This window comes from Haloferax sp. Atlit-48N (assembly GCF_003383015.2).
In the GTDB taxonomy this organism is placed as follows: Archaea; Halobacteriota; Halobacteria; order Halobacteriales; family Haloferacaceae; genus Haloferax; species Haloferax volcanii.
The window spans coordinates 606949-621577 of record NZ_CP137689.1; the positions used below are offsets into that span (position 1 = coordinate 606949).

Below are 14629 nucleotides of genomic sequence, written 5' to 3' on the forward strand. Positions count from 1 at the left end.
GAGAGCAACGTTTAGGCCCGCCCCGCCCCGAACCCGGTCCATGGAGCGGACGCCGACAGGGACGCCCGTGGGGGTCGACGACCCCTACGACCACGCCGGCCGCTGCGACCACCTCACGAGCGACGGCGCGTGCCGGCTCGCCCGCGAGTACGCCGACCGCGACCCGGCGTTCGCCCGCGAGCGCCGCCGCGCGGACTACGACTGCGTCGCGGCCGCGGAGGGCTGTGACTTCCGCGACTGCCCGCACTACGCCTCGACGACGAGCGGCCGCGAGTGCGTCCGCTGCGGCCTCGAAGAGGTCCGCATGGCCCACGATTCGACCGCTCGCCCGCTCCTCGAAGCACACCACCTCTCGTACGGCGGCCGCGGCGGTGACGGCAGCGGCGACGGCGACGAACCATCCCACGAAATCACGGTCGCGCTGTGTCGGTGGTGTCACACGAAGGTTCACAAGTCGTTCGCCCGCATCGACGACGACGCCGCCCCGGACGTCGAAGCACTCGCCGAGCGAGAGGGCCGCCGGACGAAGGAACTCGACGAACTCGGGTTCCAGACGGCGCGGGACCGCGCCGGCGACGAGTGAGGCGCGACCCGACCGGCCCGACGCGCCAATCTGATGCACGGATACGCGCATCTCGACCGTTCTTCGATTGACTTTTAGGCACGGTGGTCCAATCCGGGACATGACCCGCATCGTCGTCATCGACAACCACGGGCAGTTCACCCACCTCGAACGGCGCGCGCTCCGCGACCTCGGCGTCGACACCGAACTCGTCGACAACGACACCGACCCCGCGGACATCGACGCGGACGGTATCGTCCTCTCCGGCGGCCCCGACATGGACCGCATCGGCCGCTGTCCCGACTACCTCGACCTCGACGTGCCCGTCTTGGGCATCTGTCTCGGCATGCAGATTCTCGCGGAAGAACTCGACGGCCGCGTCGGCTCCGGCGACTACGGCGGCTACGCCGACGTGGACGTGGAAATCCTCGACGAGGACGACCCGCTTATCGGCTCGCTCGCCCCCGAGACCCGCGTCTGGGCCAGTCACGCCGACGAGGTCAAGGAGGTCCCCGAGGGCTTCACCCACACCGCCACGAGCGACGTGTGTACCATCGAGGCCATGAGCGACGCCGACCGCGACCTCTACGGCGTCCAGTGGCACCCCGAGGTCGCCCACACCGCCGAGGGCGAGGAAGTGTTCGAGAACTTCATCGACATCTGCGAGCGGTAACCGGTAGCCGAGCGGTCGGTCGCCTTCGACCGCGACCGGGTGCTCCGCGACGACTGGCTTTTTGCTCCGTCGCCGAGGCGGGAAACCGCAATCCGGCGACACGATGAAGTCTCTCACGGTCGTTCCTCGGAAGCAAGCCGAGACATTTACCGGCCTCCGTTCTGTCTGTTCGGGAAATGACCTCCACCCAGAGCGACCTCGCCGGGCTCTCGCGGTTCATCTTCCGCGCGCCCAGCTGGTACACGAGTCTCGGGTTCGCCCTGCTCGTCGCCGCGATGGCGGGTATCGGCGCGTTCGACTCCGGGGACCTCGCCGGCTCGTGGCGGGGCATCTTCTTCCTCGGGAGAGACGCTTGGGAAGGCATCTTCTTCATCGGGATTCCGACCGTCGTCGCGGCGTTCGGCACCACCGGCGTCGACCGGTTCGTCGGCGGGAAGCTGACGCACAACCGCTCGTCGCTCCTCGCGCTCGCCGGCGAGGTGATTATCGTCACGTTCCTCACCGGGGCCGCCATCGTCTCCGTCTTCACCGGCCTCGGCCAGACGTTCATCTTCGACGCGCTCGTAATCGCTCTCGCGTCGGTGTTCGCCTTCCGCCTGCTCATCGTGATGGCCGTCTCGCGGTCGTCGCTGCTCATCGCGGCGGTCCCGGCGAGCATCCAGACGCTCACGTCAGCCGCGCTCCTGTTCGTTTACAGCGGCACGCTCCGGTTCTTCGAGGTCGGCGGTCCCATCCTCGACGCCTATCTGATGCCGTATCTCGCCCGCCCCGACCGGGCACCGCCGGAGCTGTCGGCCATCGCGCTGAGCCACTTCCAGCTCCTCGCGATTACCTGCGTGATGTACGCCCTCGGGGTCTACGTCTTCCTCCGCATCGTCGACCGCCCGTGGCGTCGCGGCCTCGGCGTGTCGGTCCTCGACTTCATCCGCGGCTTCATCGGCCACATCGCCGAGGGAACCCGCGAACTGGAGGACTTCTTCGAACAGCTCGGCCAGGAGGCAATCGTCCCCGTCACCGTGCTCTCGTTCGAACGCGACGACGGAACCGAGAAGGCCCGGTTCGTCCTGCCGATGATTCACCCCGGTCCGATGGGCGAAATCGGCGGCGGCAACTTCCCCGAGCGCGTCGCCCGCCGGGCGGAGGGGCTCGTGTTCCCGCCCCACGCGACCGCGGGCCACGACTTCAACCTCGTGACCGAACGCGAGGTCGACGTGGTCCTCGACGCGGCCGACGACGCCTACGAGCGCGTCGAGTACAGCCCCGACGTGACCGAAAGCGTCCGCGTCCAGTCCGGCGACGCGAAGATGCTCGGCCAGCGCTTCGGTGACGACGCGCTGCTCGTCTCGACGTACGCCCCGCAGTTCGCCGACGACGTGGAGTACGCGGTCGGCCTCTCGGCGTCCGCCGAGGCTCGCACCACGGGCCTGCGGGACGTGCTTCTCGTCGACGCCCACAACTGCAACAACGGGCTTCAGGGACCCGACCTCGGCCACGTCACGCCGGGGAGCAAGCGCTCGTTCGACATGATTACCGCCGCCGGACTCGCGGGCGAAGAACTCTCCGCCTCGTTGCGCGGGTCGCTGTCGTTGGGAACGTCGTTCGACCCGACCGACTGGACGCCGCGGGAGGGTATCGGCCCGCTGGGCATCCGCGTGGCCGCGACGACCGTCGGCGACCAGACGACCGCGTACGTCCTCATCGACGGCAACAACATGGAACCGGGCCTGCGCGACCGCATCGTCGAGGGGCTGACGACCGGGCCGAACGCGAAAGCCGACGTGGCCGAGGTGATGACGACGGACACCCACATCGTCAACACCGTCGAGGCGGAAAATCAGGTCGGCGCGGCCATCGACCACGACGAACTCCGCGAGACCATCGACCGCCTCGTCGACGAGGCGCTCGCGGACACCGAACCGGTCGTCGCCGGCATGGCGACCGAGCGCGCCGAGGTGACCATCTTCGGCAACGACCGCACCGAGACGCTCGCCAGCCACGCTAACGTCGTCGTCTCGATGGGCGGGGCGCTCGCGCTCGCGCTCATCCTCGCGGCGATGGCCGTCAGCCTGCTCGTGTTCTTCCTCGCGTAGGCGACGCTGGCGGCGCGTCGCCGTCCGGCGCTCCCGCTCTCCTCTCGTTCTCTGCGGTTCCGGCGTCGCCACTCGCGAGTCGATTCCAGCGACGAGCAACCCCCCGCCGCACTACTTCAGCGAGAGCGTCCGCGTCTCGATTGCGCCGCAACTCGGACAGACCCGCCGGTAGAACACGCTCGACCCGGTCGTCTTGGCCGACCACTCGCCGTCGTCGTCGGTGAAGCCACATTTCGAACAGGTGAGGTCGGCGTCGCTGTATCGCTCCCGCAACCGGTCCAACGCGGTCGTTCCTCTCGGCGTCCTTCTAATTGACATACGGTACCATACATCACTATCATGTTTAATTGTGTCGGGCGGCTCCGCACCGAGTCGTGGTGATACTTGCGGAATGCGAAACCGATGTCCGACTCTCTCGTTCGGTTCGCGCGCCGGCCGGCACAGCGCCGCCGCTCACCGGACAACATCGAGTGCGGGGGGTGCCCGCGAGAACGTCCCTTACTCCTCGTCGGCGGCCGCGAACAGTTCGTCGACGGCCTCTTGGGCCGTCAGTGCCGCCTCCTCGGCGACCGCCTTCGCGTCGTCGGCGTCGTCGGGCGCGTTGACGTACACGTCAACGTCGAGGACGCCGTCTTCGAACGTCACGGTGACATCGAAGTCCTTGACGCGCGACTGCTTGAAGCGGGCGAAGATGAGGCCTTCAGCCGCCTCCGCGGCGGTTTCGACCACTTCTTCGTCCGTCGGCTGTGACATTTACGCGCCGCCGGGGCCCATCGGACCCGCGCCGCCCGCGCCGCCCTGAAGCATCTGCTGGAGCTCTTCTTGCAGGCTCTCGAACTTCTCCTGCACGCGCGTCTCCTGCTTCGTGAGCTGCTCGACGCGCACTTCGAGGCTCTCGACCTTCTCTTCGAGGTCGTCTTTGGCCGACTCGTAGTCGGTCTCGATGAGGAGTTCGCCGACTTCGCGGTACATCTGCGAGTCGCCGTCGATCTCTTCGAGCGTCGTGAGCGCCGTCTGCGCCTCGTTGAGCGCGCTCTCGGAGGACTGCTTCTGCTCGGAGACGTTCTGGGCGGTCTCCTGAAGGTTCTGCAGTTCTTCGAGCTTCTCTTGGGCTTCCGGCGGTAGGCTTCCCTGCATACCCGAACCGACGGGACGCCGGCCCTAAAACACCCGCGGTCTCCTACGCGGACTCCGACAGCGCTCTCCCCGCCGAAGCGACGCGCTCTGCGGTCTCTACGAGGCGTATCCACGAGTTCACGCCCGCGCGGAGCGCGACGAGGTCGTCGGCCTCGACGGTGACGACGACGGTCCGTCCCTCGCGGGCGACGTGCGCGCCGGACCGGGCGTCGTCTATCTCGCCTTCCTCGACGGCGACGCTCCGCTCGACGACGCGCGCGCGCCGCTCGTCGGGGTAGTCGAATTCGAGCGAAGCGCTGTGCGCGGGGCGCACGCTACTCGACGGCGACTTCTTTGACGTTAGGCGACCGCTCTTTCAGCAGGACGCGGTGGCCGCAGTACGGACAGCGGACGCCACCGAACTCGTCCAGTTCGACATCGCGCTTGCACCGGGAACACTTGTAGCTCATTGTGAAGATGTAAAGCGTCGAGGCTACTTGTGGGTTATTCGTCCTCGCCGGTGAGCGCGGCGCGGATGGAACGACGGACCTGCTTGCCGGCGGGGGTCTGCGGGCGGTAGGTGCCGCCGGTGAAAATCTCGCCGGTCTCCTCGTTCTTCCAGACGCCGGTTTCGACGCGAGTGACGTCGTCGCCGTCGACTTTGGAGTTGCGCATCTCTGCTTCGATTTCCTTGACGCGGCGTCGAGCGACGCGGCCGTACCGAGCGCCGAAGCGCCCGGAACTACCGACGGATCGTGCCTTCTTGTCGGCCATAGTACCGCGAACTACCTCGCCGGTATGGATAAACCCTACGAGTCGTCTCGGGACCTGACGGGCCTAGACACCGCTTTGTCGCCGGCGCGCGTACGGGGGACCATGACACAACACGTGGTGGTGGGTGCCGGTCCCGTCGGACTCGCGGTGATGGAACAGCTCCGAGAACGCGGGGCGGACGTGGCCGCGGTGACGCGTCACGACCCCGACTTCCTCCCCGAGGGCGTCGAGAGCCGCCTCGCGGACGTGCTCTACCCCGACCGCGCCGTCGCCGCGTTCGCGGACGCGGATGTCGTCTATCACTGCGCCAAACCGCCGTACGACCAGTGGCCCGAACTGTTCCCCGACCTCACCCGCGGCATCGTCGCGGGAGTCGAAGCCGCCGGCGCGCGCCTCGTCGTCGCCGAGAACCTCTACATGTACGGCCCGGTGCAGGCTCGTCTCTCCGAGGACCTCCCGTACGCCGCCACCGGCCCGAAGGGACAGGTCAGAGCCGAGTGCGCCGACATCGTCCTCGACGCCCACGAGGCGGGTCGCATCGAGGCGACCATCGGCCGCGCCAGCGACTTCTTCGGCCCGCGCGTCCGCGAGTCGGTCGTCGGCGAGCGGGTGTTCGGGGCCGCCGTCGCCGGCAAGCGCGCGAAGGTGTTCGGCGACCCGCGACTCGCCCACACCTACACCTACGTCCCCGACTTCGCGCGGGCGCTCGTCCTCCTCGGTGAGCGCGACGAGGCGCTCGGCGAGGTCTGGCACGTCCCGAACCCCGAGACGGTCTCGACGCGCCGCTTCGTCAACCTCGTCTACGAGGCCGCCGACGTCGACCCCGGCTTCCCGCACATCATCGCCGCGCCGGGGGTCGCGCTGACGCTCGGCGGCTACCTGGGCGCGCCGCTGAACTACCTGAGCGCGCCGCTGAAGGAACTCTCGGAGATGCGCTACGCCTTCGAGGAGCCGTACGTCGTCCGCGACGCGAAGTTCCGCGACACGTTCGGTGACGCGGTCGAACCGACGCCGCTGGAGGACGCCATCGCCGAGACGGTCGCGTGGTTCGAATCACAGCGCGAGGCCGACGAGACGGAGCCGATTCACATCGAGACGGCTCCCGAGGGCGCGACCGAGTCGGCCTGAGTCGCCCACTCGATTCCGGCCTCGGCGCGCTCACCCGCCTACTCGTCTTGGAGCCCGTCTTCGCGCAGCGCCTCGTTCAGGTCGTCGCGGACGCGCTCGCCCGTCTCGCGGTTCATCGCCGTCGTGACGATGCGGTTCTCTTGGACGCTCGACCCGTCGCGGAGCAGGAGCCTGACGTTCCCGTTGCCGTCGGCGCGGGTGACCTTCGCCCGGAGGCCCGTCCGCGACCCGGTGCCGCCGGCGTCGATGGGGCCGGGGATGACCTTCTTGACGTGCGGATGGCCGGCGACGACGCCGATTGCCCGGCGGCCCCGTCGTCCGCCGATGAGCGTGCTGTGGCTCCCGCCCAACTTTTCGGCGGGCGGGATATCGACGACCTCCAGCGCCCGCTCGCCGCGGGTGTCGAGGACGCGCTGGACGGGGTCGTCGTCGGAGACGCGGTAGAACTCGTGGTGGAGTTGCGCGCGCGTCTCGCGGAGCGGGGCGCGCTCGCCCGCGGCGTACACCGTCTCGGGGCGCTTGCGCCGAATCTCGTCGGCGACGAGGCCGGCGAAGTTCCGGAGTTGGACCACCTTCGTCTCGTCGTCCGACTCGGGTATCGTCGTGACCGTCGTCTCGCCGAGCACGTCTTCGTCGTCGAGGAACGTCAGCGTCGCGCGGTCGGCCGCGAAGACGGCCACGACGGCGTCGCAGTTGGCGGTGTTGCAGGTGAGACAGTAGTCTCCCGGCTTCTCTAACGGATTTCCACACCGCCGACAGTGCATATCGACGTGTCGGTCGTGCGCGTACAAAAGGCCGTTTATGCGGGTCGAGATGGACGCACCGCGATTCCCGCCGCGGACTCGCCCGGCGAAACATATTCGTTCCCGTGTCCGAGACTCCACTTCGTATGCGCCGCCGGGCCCTTCTCGCGTCGCTGTCGCCGCTCGCGCTCGCCGGTCTCGCCGGACTGGTCGCGCTCGCGCTCGACCCCGAGACGACCGTCCGTCTCGCCACGCAACTTGGCCAATCGGCGCTCGATACGGGCCGGGGTGTCGCCTCGTATCTCGGTCGGGCCGCGCCGCTTTCGACGGCGCTGTTCGCCGCCCTCGCGTGGGTCGCCGCCGGGGGCTTCCGCGCCTTCGTCGCCCACCGCGACCCCTCCGATACGCGGACGACCGCCGAACACGCGTTCGCGCTCGTCGCCTCGGCGACCGTCCCGCTCGTGGCCATCTTCGCCCGCGACCGGCCGGTCGTCGTCGCCGGCGCGGGCGTCGCGCTCCTCGCCGGCGCGGGAGCCGTCTTCGCCGGCCGCTCGAACGCCAGGGGCGTCGTCACCGGGTCGCTGTACGCGGTGGCTCCCGTCGCCGTCGGCGGTGTCATCGCGCTTCTCGCCGCCGGTCCCGCGGTCGCCCGAACCGCCACGCTGGCGCTCCCGCTGGCCGTCGGCTACGCGCTCGGCGTCGCCAGCGCCCGCGGCCGGCTCCGCCTCGGCGCGGCGGTCTCGGCGCTCGCCTTCGCCGTCCCCGCGTGGACGTACTTCCCGCCGGCCGCGGAGGCTGCCGGCTTCCAGCCGGGAATCGTCGGTCTCGCTCTCGGCTTCGCGGTCGCCGCGACGCTCCTCTCGCTTCCGTTCGCGGCCATCGGCTACGCGACCACGCGCACCGCGGACGCCGAGCGACAGGCGGGAGCCAGCCCCGCCGCGAGCGCCGTAGAACAGTAGATTCGCGTCTCGGTTCGATTGTACGTTCGGTCTCGATCCGTTTTCAGAGGTCCAGCGGGCCGGCCTTCAGATACTCGCGCATCACGGCCGTCGCGTACGAGCCGTGGGGAAGCGCGAAGTCGAAGACGAGGTCGTCAGCGCCGCCAGCGGCGTCGGTGTCGGCGTCGTCGTCGCCGCTCTCGCGCTCTACGTCGAGGTCGGTGCGGACGAGAATCGCCCGGCGCGTCCCGGTCGATCGGAAGTTGCCGGGGAGGTCGAAGTCGCCCGGTTCGAGGTCGAGGTCGTCGAGGACGGCCCGCTCGATGTCGCCCTGTTCGCCCTCCGCGAGTTCGGTGTCGGTGCCGACGAGCGGGGCCGTGACGAACGCGCGGCCGCGCTCGATGTGGCGGCTCATGACGTCGACGCGGCGGCCCGTCGCGGTCTGGAGGCGGCTCACGTCGGGGAGTTCCAGCCCCTCGGGCGCGTCGCGGTCGGCGAAGCAGACCACGTCGCTCTCGACGGGTTCGTCGAACGGGAGGCCGCGGTCGAGGCGCTCCGAGAGCATCCGGTTGAACGCGTAGGACTGCGCGGCGTTGACGAACAGTCGCTGGAGGTTCGACGGGACCGATTCGAGCGCGTTGCGCCAGTCTTCGTCGGTCTCCGCGCCGTCCTCCGCGAGGCGGTGGAGCATGCCGCGCTCGTAGCCGAGGTAGCCCGGAATCCGGTCGAGCGCGCGGTGCCAGTCCGGGTCGGCCGACGCGGCTTCCTCGTCGACGACGGCGCGACCCGCCTGTGTCTCCTCGGGTTCGTCCTCGGTCGGTCCGCCGCAGTACGCCAACACGGCCTCGCGCCACTCGCCGCGGACGACGTGGAGACCGACTGTGTGGGTGATGGGGCGGATGCTGCCGAACCGCTGGTGGCCGAAGAAGTTCGGAACGCCCACGCGACCCTCGCGGCCGCCGAACTCGGTGAGCGCGTCGGTGACGGCCGCGGCGTTGTCGGGGGTCTCGGGGTCGCGGACGCGGATGCGGAAGCCGTTGCCCGCGAGGTCACCGAAGTCAAGCGTGCGGCCGAGGCGACCGACGACCTCGATGTCGGCGTTCGGAATCTCCGGCACGTCGGCGGCGTCGCCGCCGTTGACGGTGAACAGCTGGGTCGTCACGGCGTGTTTGTCCTTCGTGCCGGCCCACGAGACGCGCTCTCTGCTCGCGTCGAGTTCGTCAGAGAGCCGGCCGGCGAAGTCGTTGGTGTCCCAGCCGCGGAGCGTGACGCGGAGGACGAGGTTCGGGAAGTCGCCGGTCGGCGCGTCCGGCGGGCGGACGTTCAGCGAGCCGAGTTCGAGTTCGCGCACGCGGAAGTCCTCGGGGGCGACGCGGAGGCGGCCGCCGACGCCGTCGGCGTCGCTCACGTAGCTGTCGATGCCGACCGCGCGCTCGAGCGGGTGTGCCTCGCGCATCAGTACAGCGAGAGGTCGCCGGTCACGCGGTCGATGTCGTCGTCCTCGGCGGGGCCGACGGCGAGCGCCGTCACCGTGCCGGGGTCGAGTTGCGTGTGTCCCGCGTCGCGGATGATGGCGTGGGGGATGCCCGCCCGCTCGGCCTCGTCCGCGAGTTTGAACAGTTCCGACTCGCCGTTGGCCTTGAGGACGACCTTCTTCTGTCCGCCGCCCTTCCAGCGCTTCCGGGTCTGCGAGTCGGTGTCCTCGTAGGCGGACAGCGAGGCGTGGGCGACCTGCGCGGCGAGCTTTCCCCGGCCCATACCGAGGTCGGCGCGTGCGACGATGGCCTGTTTCATGCCCGCTACTCCCCGCCGACGCGGTAAATGTCCTCCCATCGCGGGCGTCGCGCACGAGCAAAAGACATTTCAGCGACATCTCCGTGGTCCGACCGATGGCAGGTCCCCGAACCCCCCTCCGCAAGCCGCGCGAGTACTTCGCGTCGCGGCCGCGACCGCTCGACACCGGGCGGGCGCTCGCCGTCGTCGCGCTCGTGACGCTCGTCGTCGCGGCCGCCACCGGCGCTATCCTCGTCACGTTCACCCAACAGCTCGACCAGCGTGTCAGCGTCGACAACCCCGAACACGCCCCCGAGTTCATGTGCGAGAACTACGAGGAAGGCGGCCCGTTCGACGACATGGACGCGCCGGCGGGCTGTGACCCCTCGGTGCCCGAACAGCTCGACGAGCGCCTCGGCGACCTCGTCTGGGACGAAATCTCGTGGGTCCCGTGGGCGATGCTCCTCGGCGTGCCGCTGTTCTGGCTGTTCGAGGGGGCGATGCTCCACCTCGGCACGTCGCTCGTCGGCGGCGAGGGCGGCTTCGCGGAGTCGCTAACGGTCGCCGCGTGGGGGATGGTCCCGAGCGCGGCCCGCGCCCTCGCGCTCGCCGGCTACCTCGCCTACGTCCTCCCGCGAATCGACCTCCCGTCGACCCCGGACGCCGCGGTCGCCGCGATGCAGTCCGCGCTGTCCGGCTTCGGCCTCGTCAGCGGGGCCGTCGTGGTCGTCACGGTCGCGTGGGCGACGTACGTCCGCACCTACGGGATGGCTCGCGCTCGCGACCTCGACGTGGAGTCGGCCGCGGTCGTCACCGTCGGCCTGAGCCTCGTCGGTCTCTTGTTCGAACTCCTCTGAGTCGCGTCGGGTGGATGCGTCGCTCCGGCGTCCTCCGTTGCGTCGGTGGCGCTGCCGGCCCGCCGAGACGGGGTGTCGTCTCCGGTCGAAAGGTGGATTTACTTGTCCGCGTCGCGCTCCCTTCGAGTATGATACTCTCCGACTCGGACATCCTTTCGCGCCTCGCCGAGGGTGACCTCGTGGTCGACCCGATAGACGACGTGGATATGCAGGTCCAGCCCGCGAGCGTCGACCTCCGTCTCGGCACCGAATTCCTGGAGTTCCAGCGCACCAACATCTCCTGTATCCACCCGAACCGCGAAAGCGAGGTGTCGGAGTACGTCCGCGAGACGCACGTCCCGGAGGGCGACGACTTCATCCTCCACCCCGGCGATTTCGTCCTCGGAACGACCAAAGAGCGCGTGGAGATTCCCGCCGACCTGCTGGCGACCGTCGAGGGCCGGTCGTCGCTCGGCCGCCTCGCGGTCGTCATCCACGCCACCGCGGGCATCGTCGACCCCGGCTACGAGGGCCAAATCACGCTCGAACTGTCGAACCTCGGCACCGCCCCGGTCGCGCTCACCCCCGGCATGCGCATCTCGCAGCTCGTGTTCACGGAGATGAAGTCGCCCGCGGACCGCCCCTACGGGGTCGAACGCGGCTCGAAGTATCAGGGCCAGCGCGGGCCGCAGGCGTCGCGGCTCAGTTCCGACCCCGAGTTCGGTGGTGACGAATGAAGTTCATCGAAGAAATCGTCGTCGACGCGTTCCTGCCGACGTTCCGCGCGCTCCTCGCGGAGGACCTCCGCGACCGCGGGTTCACCCAGTCGGAGGTCGCCGAGGCGCTCGGCATCAGCCAGAGCGCCGTCTCGAAGTACGCCCACGGCGAGGTCGCCACGAACGAGCGGGTCGCCACCGACCCCCGCGTGGTCGACCTCGTCTCCCGCGTCGGCGACGGTCTCGCCACCGGCGACATGACGCCCGTGCAGGCGCTCGTCGAGGCCGAGGTCCTCATCCGCCAACTGGAGGAAGGCGACCTGCTTTCGGACCTCCACGAGGAGGAGATGCCCGAACTCGCCTCCCACGACGGCTTCCGGAGCATCCACGACCCCGAGGGTCGCCTCCGAACCGTCGAGCAGGTCCGCTCGTCGGTCCGCCGCGGCCTCCGCATGCTCACGAACACCTCCGGCTTCGCGGGGCTCATCCCGAACGTCGGCTCCAACCTCGTGGAGTCGCTGCCGGACGCCGACAGCGTGGACGACGTGGCCGCCATCCCCGGCCGCATCTTCGACGTGAAGGGGCAGGCGACCGTCCCCGGCGAACCCGAGTTCGGCGTCAGCGGCCACGTCGCGGGCGTCCTGCTTTCGGCCCGCGCCGCCGGAGCCGACGTGAACGCCGCGCTCAACATCGTCTACGACGCGGGCGTCATCGAGGACCTCGAAGCCGCGGGCTACGAGTGCATCGAGTTCGACCCCGACGCGCCGACCGACCCGGTCCGCGAACTCCTCACCGCCCGCGACCTGCCGGAGACGTTCGTCGTCTACCAGAGCGGCGGCTACGGCATCGAACCCATCACGTACATCCTCGGCCCCGATGCGCCCGCCGTCGCCGACGTGGTCCGCGTCCTGCTCTGAGGCTCCCGTCCCATGACAGCCGAACAGTCCAACTCTCGCTCTCGTTCTCGTTCCGGTTCTCGCCCGCGCTCGCCGTCGGCTGTCGCCCAGTCGTTCTACACTCGGTGGGCGACGCTCTACGACGCGCTCGCCCGTCGCGCGCCCGGTGTCGGGAGCGTCCGAACCGAAGCCGCCGACGCGCTCGCGCTCGACCCGGGCGAGACGGTCGTCGAGATGGGCTGTGGTACGGGCGCGAACCTCCCGTATCTCGCGGAGCGCGTCGGCCCCGAGGGGAGCGTCGTCGGCGTCGATTTCTCCCCCGGCGTCCTCGACGTGGCCCGCGAGCGGACCCGCGAGTACCCGAATGTCCACCTCGTCCGCGCCGACGCGACCCGACCGCCGGTCGCGCCCGAACTCGAAGAATCGCCGGACGCCGTCCTCGCCACCTTCGTCTCGGGGATGTTCGACGACCCCGCGGCCGTGATTTCGTCGTGGGCCGACCTCGTCGGCCCCGGCGGGCGGCTCTGTCTCGTCGACCTCGCGGAGACGACCGACTCGCGGTGGCGGCCGCTCAATCCAGCGTTTCGGGCGCTCGTTCGCGTCACCGCGCCGCCGGGGTCGCGCACGATGCGCGCGTCGCCGACGAAGCTGCTGAACCGGCGGCTCGTCGCGGCCCATCGAGCGCTCGAATCGCGGTGTCGGGTGACCCACGAGACGACCCACGCGCTCGGCTTCGCGCGGGTTCGTGCGGGCGTCGTGGAGTAACGACCGTCGCCGCGTGACTCGATTAGCCGACAGAAACGATATGTCGGCTCCGTGTCAACCGACGGTATGGCCTCGTTCCTCGCGGCGCTTCTCGGCGCGCCCTTCAACGCGTTTCACCTCTTGTTCTTGGCGCTCGTCGGCTACTGGGTGTCGCTCGACGCCGCCGAGCGGGGGAGCGACGCGAGTCTCCTGTGGGCGCTCGGATGTGTCGTCTTCCAGCCGCTCGTCGTCGGGTATCTGCTCTACCGGAGTCGAATCGGCGGGCGGCCCGACCCGGCGGGCGTTCAGGAGCGACTCGTCGGCACCTTCGTCATCGGTCACTTCGTCGCGGCACAGCTCTGGTTCGCGCTGCGACTCCTCGACGTACTCGCGTCGGTGACGTACCCGCCGGTCGTCGAGTTGCAGTACTATCTCGCGTTGCTCGCCGTCGGTGTCCTTCCCGGCACCCTGCTCGTGTGGAATCGCGGGTGGGCGCGAATCCGGCGAACGCTCGGCTGGGTTCACGAGCAGGAACGCGAGGCGGTCCAGCGGTAATGGAAGTCGAACCGGGTCGGATTGGGTCGGACTGGGTCGGGAGCGACCCAGAACAAGTGTCAGAGGCGTCGGGGGAACCGACAGTCGGACCGCCGGGAGGCGGTCAGTCGTCGGCCGGCGCGGGACCGGAGATGCTCACCTCGGGCGCGTCGCGGCCGAGTTCGTCGAGACAGGACTGCGCCGCCTGACGCCCGGAGAGCAGCATGGCACCGAACGTCGGCCCCATGCGCGGCAGGTGGTGGGCCGTGGCGACGGCCATGCCGGAGGCGACGACGCCGGGGTGGACGACGCCCGTCGCGTCCACGATGCTGTCTTCGCTCTCCGAGACCCACATCGAGTCGTGGCCGGGCGAGTCGTGGCCGGGCGCGCCGTACTCGCCGTCGGCGGTCTTGTCCATGCCCGTGTTGTGTTCCTTGGCGTGTTCGATGCCGTTCACGTCGAGGACGCCGCGCTCGGAGAGCTTCGAGAGGACCACCGCGTCGTGGCCGGTCGCGTCGAGGACGAGGTCGGACTCGACCGCGATGGGGTCGACGCAGGTGAGTTCGCGCGGGAGCGCGTGGACCGGCGTCCAGTTCATGACGATGCCGCCGACGCGGTCGTCCTCGCGGAGGACGACGTCGGTGAACTCGGTCATGTTCTGTATCTTCGCGCCGGCGTCGCAGGCGGCCTTGATGAGCGCGGAACAGGCGTGCGGGCCGTCGGCGACGTACAGCCCCTCGGCCTCGTCGCTCTCCTCGTAGGGCACGCCGAGTTCGTCGAGGACGCGCTGGGCCGGGTCGCGGACGGTCACCTTGTTCATGAGGAAGCCGCCCAGCCAGAAGCCGCCGCCGAGGTAGTTGTTCTTCTCGACGATTGTCACGTCGACGCCGCGCTCGGCGAGTTCCTTGGCCGCGACGAGCCCGGAGGGGCCGCCGCCGACGACGATGACCTCCGTGTCGGTGCGCTCGCGGAACTCCTCCATCCACGAGTCCGAAATCGCGCGCGTGACCTGTGCTTCCGTCGCGTCGGTGAAGCCGTCGAACGACATACTATCTAGTGGTACCACCTAGTAGTAAAATCTGGTGGTCGCGCACGCGGCGACCTAG

20 protein-coding genes are annotated in these 14629 nt (G+C 69.6%); 10 read left to right on the top strand and 10 right to left on the bottom strand.

Annotated features, from left to right (window positions below):
• The first annotated feature begins 40 nt into the window (after positions 1 to 40).
• From DEQ67_RS03365 to DEQ67_RS03375, 3 genes are all read left to right on the top strand, one after another.
• Entirely contained in the window at positions 41 to 583 is a 543-nt protein-coding gene (locus DEQ67_RS03365) for a DUF7097 family protein (RefSeq protein ID WP_115860354.1), read from the top strand.
• A 100-nt stretch (positions 584 to 683) separates the two neighbouring features.
• Positions 684 to 1235: a GMP synthase subunit A gene (locus DEQ67_RS03370; RefSeq protein WP_004044289.1), complete on the top strand. Its 552-nt coding sequence runs from the start codon at positions 684 to 686 to the stop codon at positions 1233 to 1235.
• Positions 1236 to 1411: 176 nt separating this feature from the next.
• On the top strand, positions 1412 to 3325 hold the full coding sequence (locus DEQ67_RS03375) for a DUF2070 family protein (protein ID WP_115891360.1): 1914 nt from the start codon (positions 1412 to 1414) through the stop codon (positions 3323 to 3325).
• Positions 3326 to 3436: 111 nt separating this feature from the next.
• Here the strand turns inward: DEQ67_RS03375 and DEQ67_RS03380 are convergent, their stop codons facing one another.
• From DEQ67_RS03380 to DEQ67_RS03405, 6 genes are all read right to left on the bottom strand, one after another.
• Entirely contained in the window at positions 3437 to 3643 is a 207-nt protein-coding gene (locus tag DEQ67_RS03380; RefSeq protein ID WP_144860029.1) for an HVO_0649 family zinc finger protein, read from the bottom strand.
• 180 nt (positions 3644 to 3823) lie between these two features.
• Complete coding sequence (locus DEQ67_RS03385) at positions 3824 to 4078, bottom strand: DUF3194 domain-containing protein (RefSeq protein WP_115891359.1); 255 nt, start codon at positions 4076 to 4078, stop codon at positions 3824 to 3826.
• Positions 4079 to 4462, bottom strand: a complete 384-nt coding sequence (locus tag DEQ67_RS03390) for a prefoldin subunit beta (protein WP_004044285.1) — start codon at positions 4460 to 4462, stop codon at positions 4079 to 4081.
• Between the two features lie 43 nt (positions 4463 to 4505).
• On the bottom strand, positions 4506 to 4775 hold the full coding sequence (locus DEQ67_RS03395) for a KEOPS complex subunit Pcc1 (RefSeq protein ID WP_115860352.1): 270 nt from the start codon (positions 4773 to 4775) through the stop codon (positions 4506 to 4508).
• Between the two features lies 1 nt (position 4776).
• Positions 4777 to 4911 (bottom strand): DNA-directed RNA polymerase subunit P, encoded by a 135-nt coding sequence (locus DEQ67_RS03400; protein WP_004044283.1) that lies wholly within the window; start codon positions 4909 to 4911, stop codon positions 4777 to 4779.
• Positions 4912 to 4945: 34 nt separating this feature from the next.
• Entirely contained in the window at positions 4946 to 5215 is a 270-nt protein-coding gene (locus DEQ67_RS03405) for a hypothetical protein (protein WP_004044282.1), read from the bottom strand.
• Positions 5216 to 5317: 102 nt separating this feature from the next.
• Here DEQ67_RS03405 and DEQ67_RS03410 point away from each other — a divergent pair, with 102 nt between their 5' ends.
• Positions 5318 to 6343 (top strand): NAD-dependent epimerase/dehydratase family protein, encoded by a 1026-nt coding sequence (locus DEQ67_RS03410; protein ID WP_115802225.1) that lies wholly within the window; start codon positions 5318 to 5320, stop codon positions 6341 to 6343.
• 38 nt (positions 6344 to 6381) lie between these two features.
• Here DEQ67_RS03410 and DEQ67_RS03415 read toward each other — a convergent pair whose 3' ends face one another.
• Positions 6382 to 7107, bottom strand: a complete 726-nt coding sequence (locus DEQ67_RS03415; RefSeq protein WP_008609097.1) for a DUF2103 domain-containing protein — start codon at positions 7105 to 7107, stop codon at positions 6382 to 6384.
• Positions 7108 to 7232: 125 nt separating this feature from the next.
• On the opposite strand from DEQ67_RS03415, the gene DEQ67_RS03420 reads away from it, so the two are divergent.
• Positions 7233 to 8045 (top strand): hypothetical protein, encoded by an 813-nt coding sequence (locus tag DEQ67_RS03420; protein WP_115891358.1) that lies wholly within the window; start codon positions 7233 to 7235, stop codon positions 8043 to 8045.
• Positions 8046 to 8088: 43 nt separating this feature from the next.
• Here the strand turns inward: DEQ67_RS03420 and truD are convergent, their stop codons facing one another.
• Together truD and pth2 are read right to left on the bottom strand one after the other, a co-directional pair.
• Positions 8089 to 9480 carry a tRNA pseudouridine(13) synthase TruD gene (gene truD / locus DEQ67_RS03425; protein WP_115860350.1) on the bottom strand — a complete coding sequence of 464 codons (1392 nt, stop codon included), beginning with the start codon at positions 9478 to 9480 and terminating at the stop codon, positions 8089 to 8091.
• Positions 9480 to 9818, bottom strand: coding sequence for a peptidyl-tRNA hydrolase Pth2 (gene pth2, locus DEQ67_RS03430; RefSeq protein ID WP_004065043.1), 339 nt, complete (start codon positions 9816 to 9818; stop codon positions 9480 to 9482). Before pth2 ends, truD begins: the two co-directional genes overlap by 1 nt.
• 95 nt (positions 9819 to 9913) lie before the next feature.
• On the opposite strand from pth2, the gene DEQ67_RS03435 reads away from it, so the two are divergent.
• From DEQ67_RS03435 to DEQ67_RS03455, 5 genes are all read left to right on the top strand, one after another.
• A complete protein-coding gene (locus DEQ67_RS03435; protein WP_115802228.1) occupies positions 9914 to 10654 on the top strand; it encodes a Yip1 family protein in 741 nt (246 codons plus the stop codon).
• A gap of 128 nt (positions 10655 to 10782) precedes the next feature.
• Positions 10783 to 11370, top strand: coding sequence for a dCTP deaminase (gene dcd / locus DEQ67_RS03440; RefSeq protein WP_004065038.1), 588 nt, complete (start codon positions 10783 to 10785; stop codon positions 11368 to 11370).
• The gene (locus tag DEQ67_RS03445; RefSeq protein ID WP_004065036.1) at positions 11367 to 12266 is read left to right on the top strand and encodes a thiamine-phosphate synthase family protein; all 900 of its coding nucleotides are present in this window, start codon (positions 11367 to 11369) and stop codon (positions 12264 to 12266) included. Before dcd ends, DEQ67_RS03445 begins: the two co-directional genes overlap by 4 nt.
• 12 nt (positions 12267 to 12278) lie before the next feature.
• Entirely contained in the window at positions 12279 to 13010 is a 732-nt protein-coding gene (locus DEQ67_RS03450) for a class I SAM-dependent methyltransferase (RefSeq protein WP_115891357.1), read from the top strand.
• Between the two features lie 66 nt (positions 13011 to 13076).
• Positions 13077 to 13544 carry a hypothetical protein gene (locus tag DEQ67_RS03455; RefSeq protein ID WP_115802231.1) on the top strand — a complete coding sequence of 156 codons (468 nt, stop codon included), beginning with the start codon at positions 13077 to 13079 and terminating at the stop codon, positions 13542 to 13544.
• A gap of 103 nt (positions 13545 to 13647) precedes the next feature.
• Here DEQ67_RS03455 and DEQ67_RS03460 read toward each other — a convergent pair whose 3' ends face one another.
• Positions 13648 to 14571 carry a sulfide-dependent adenosine diphosphate thiazole synthase gene (locus DEQ67_RS03460; RefSeq protein WP_004065032.1) on the bottom strand — a complete coding sequence of 308 codons (924 nt, stop codon included), beginning with the start codon at positions 14569 to 14571 and terminating at the stop codon, positions 13648 to 13650.
• Positions 14572 to 14629 lie beyond the last annotated feature (58 nt).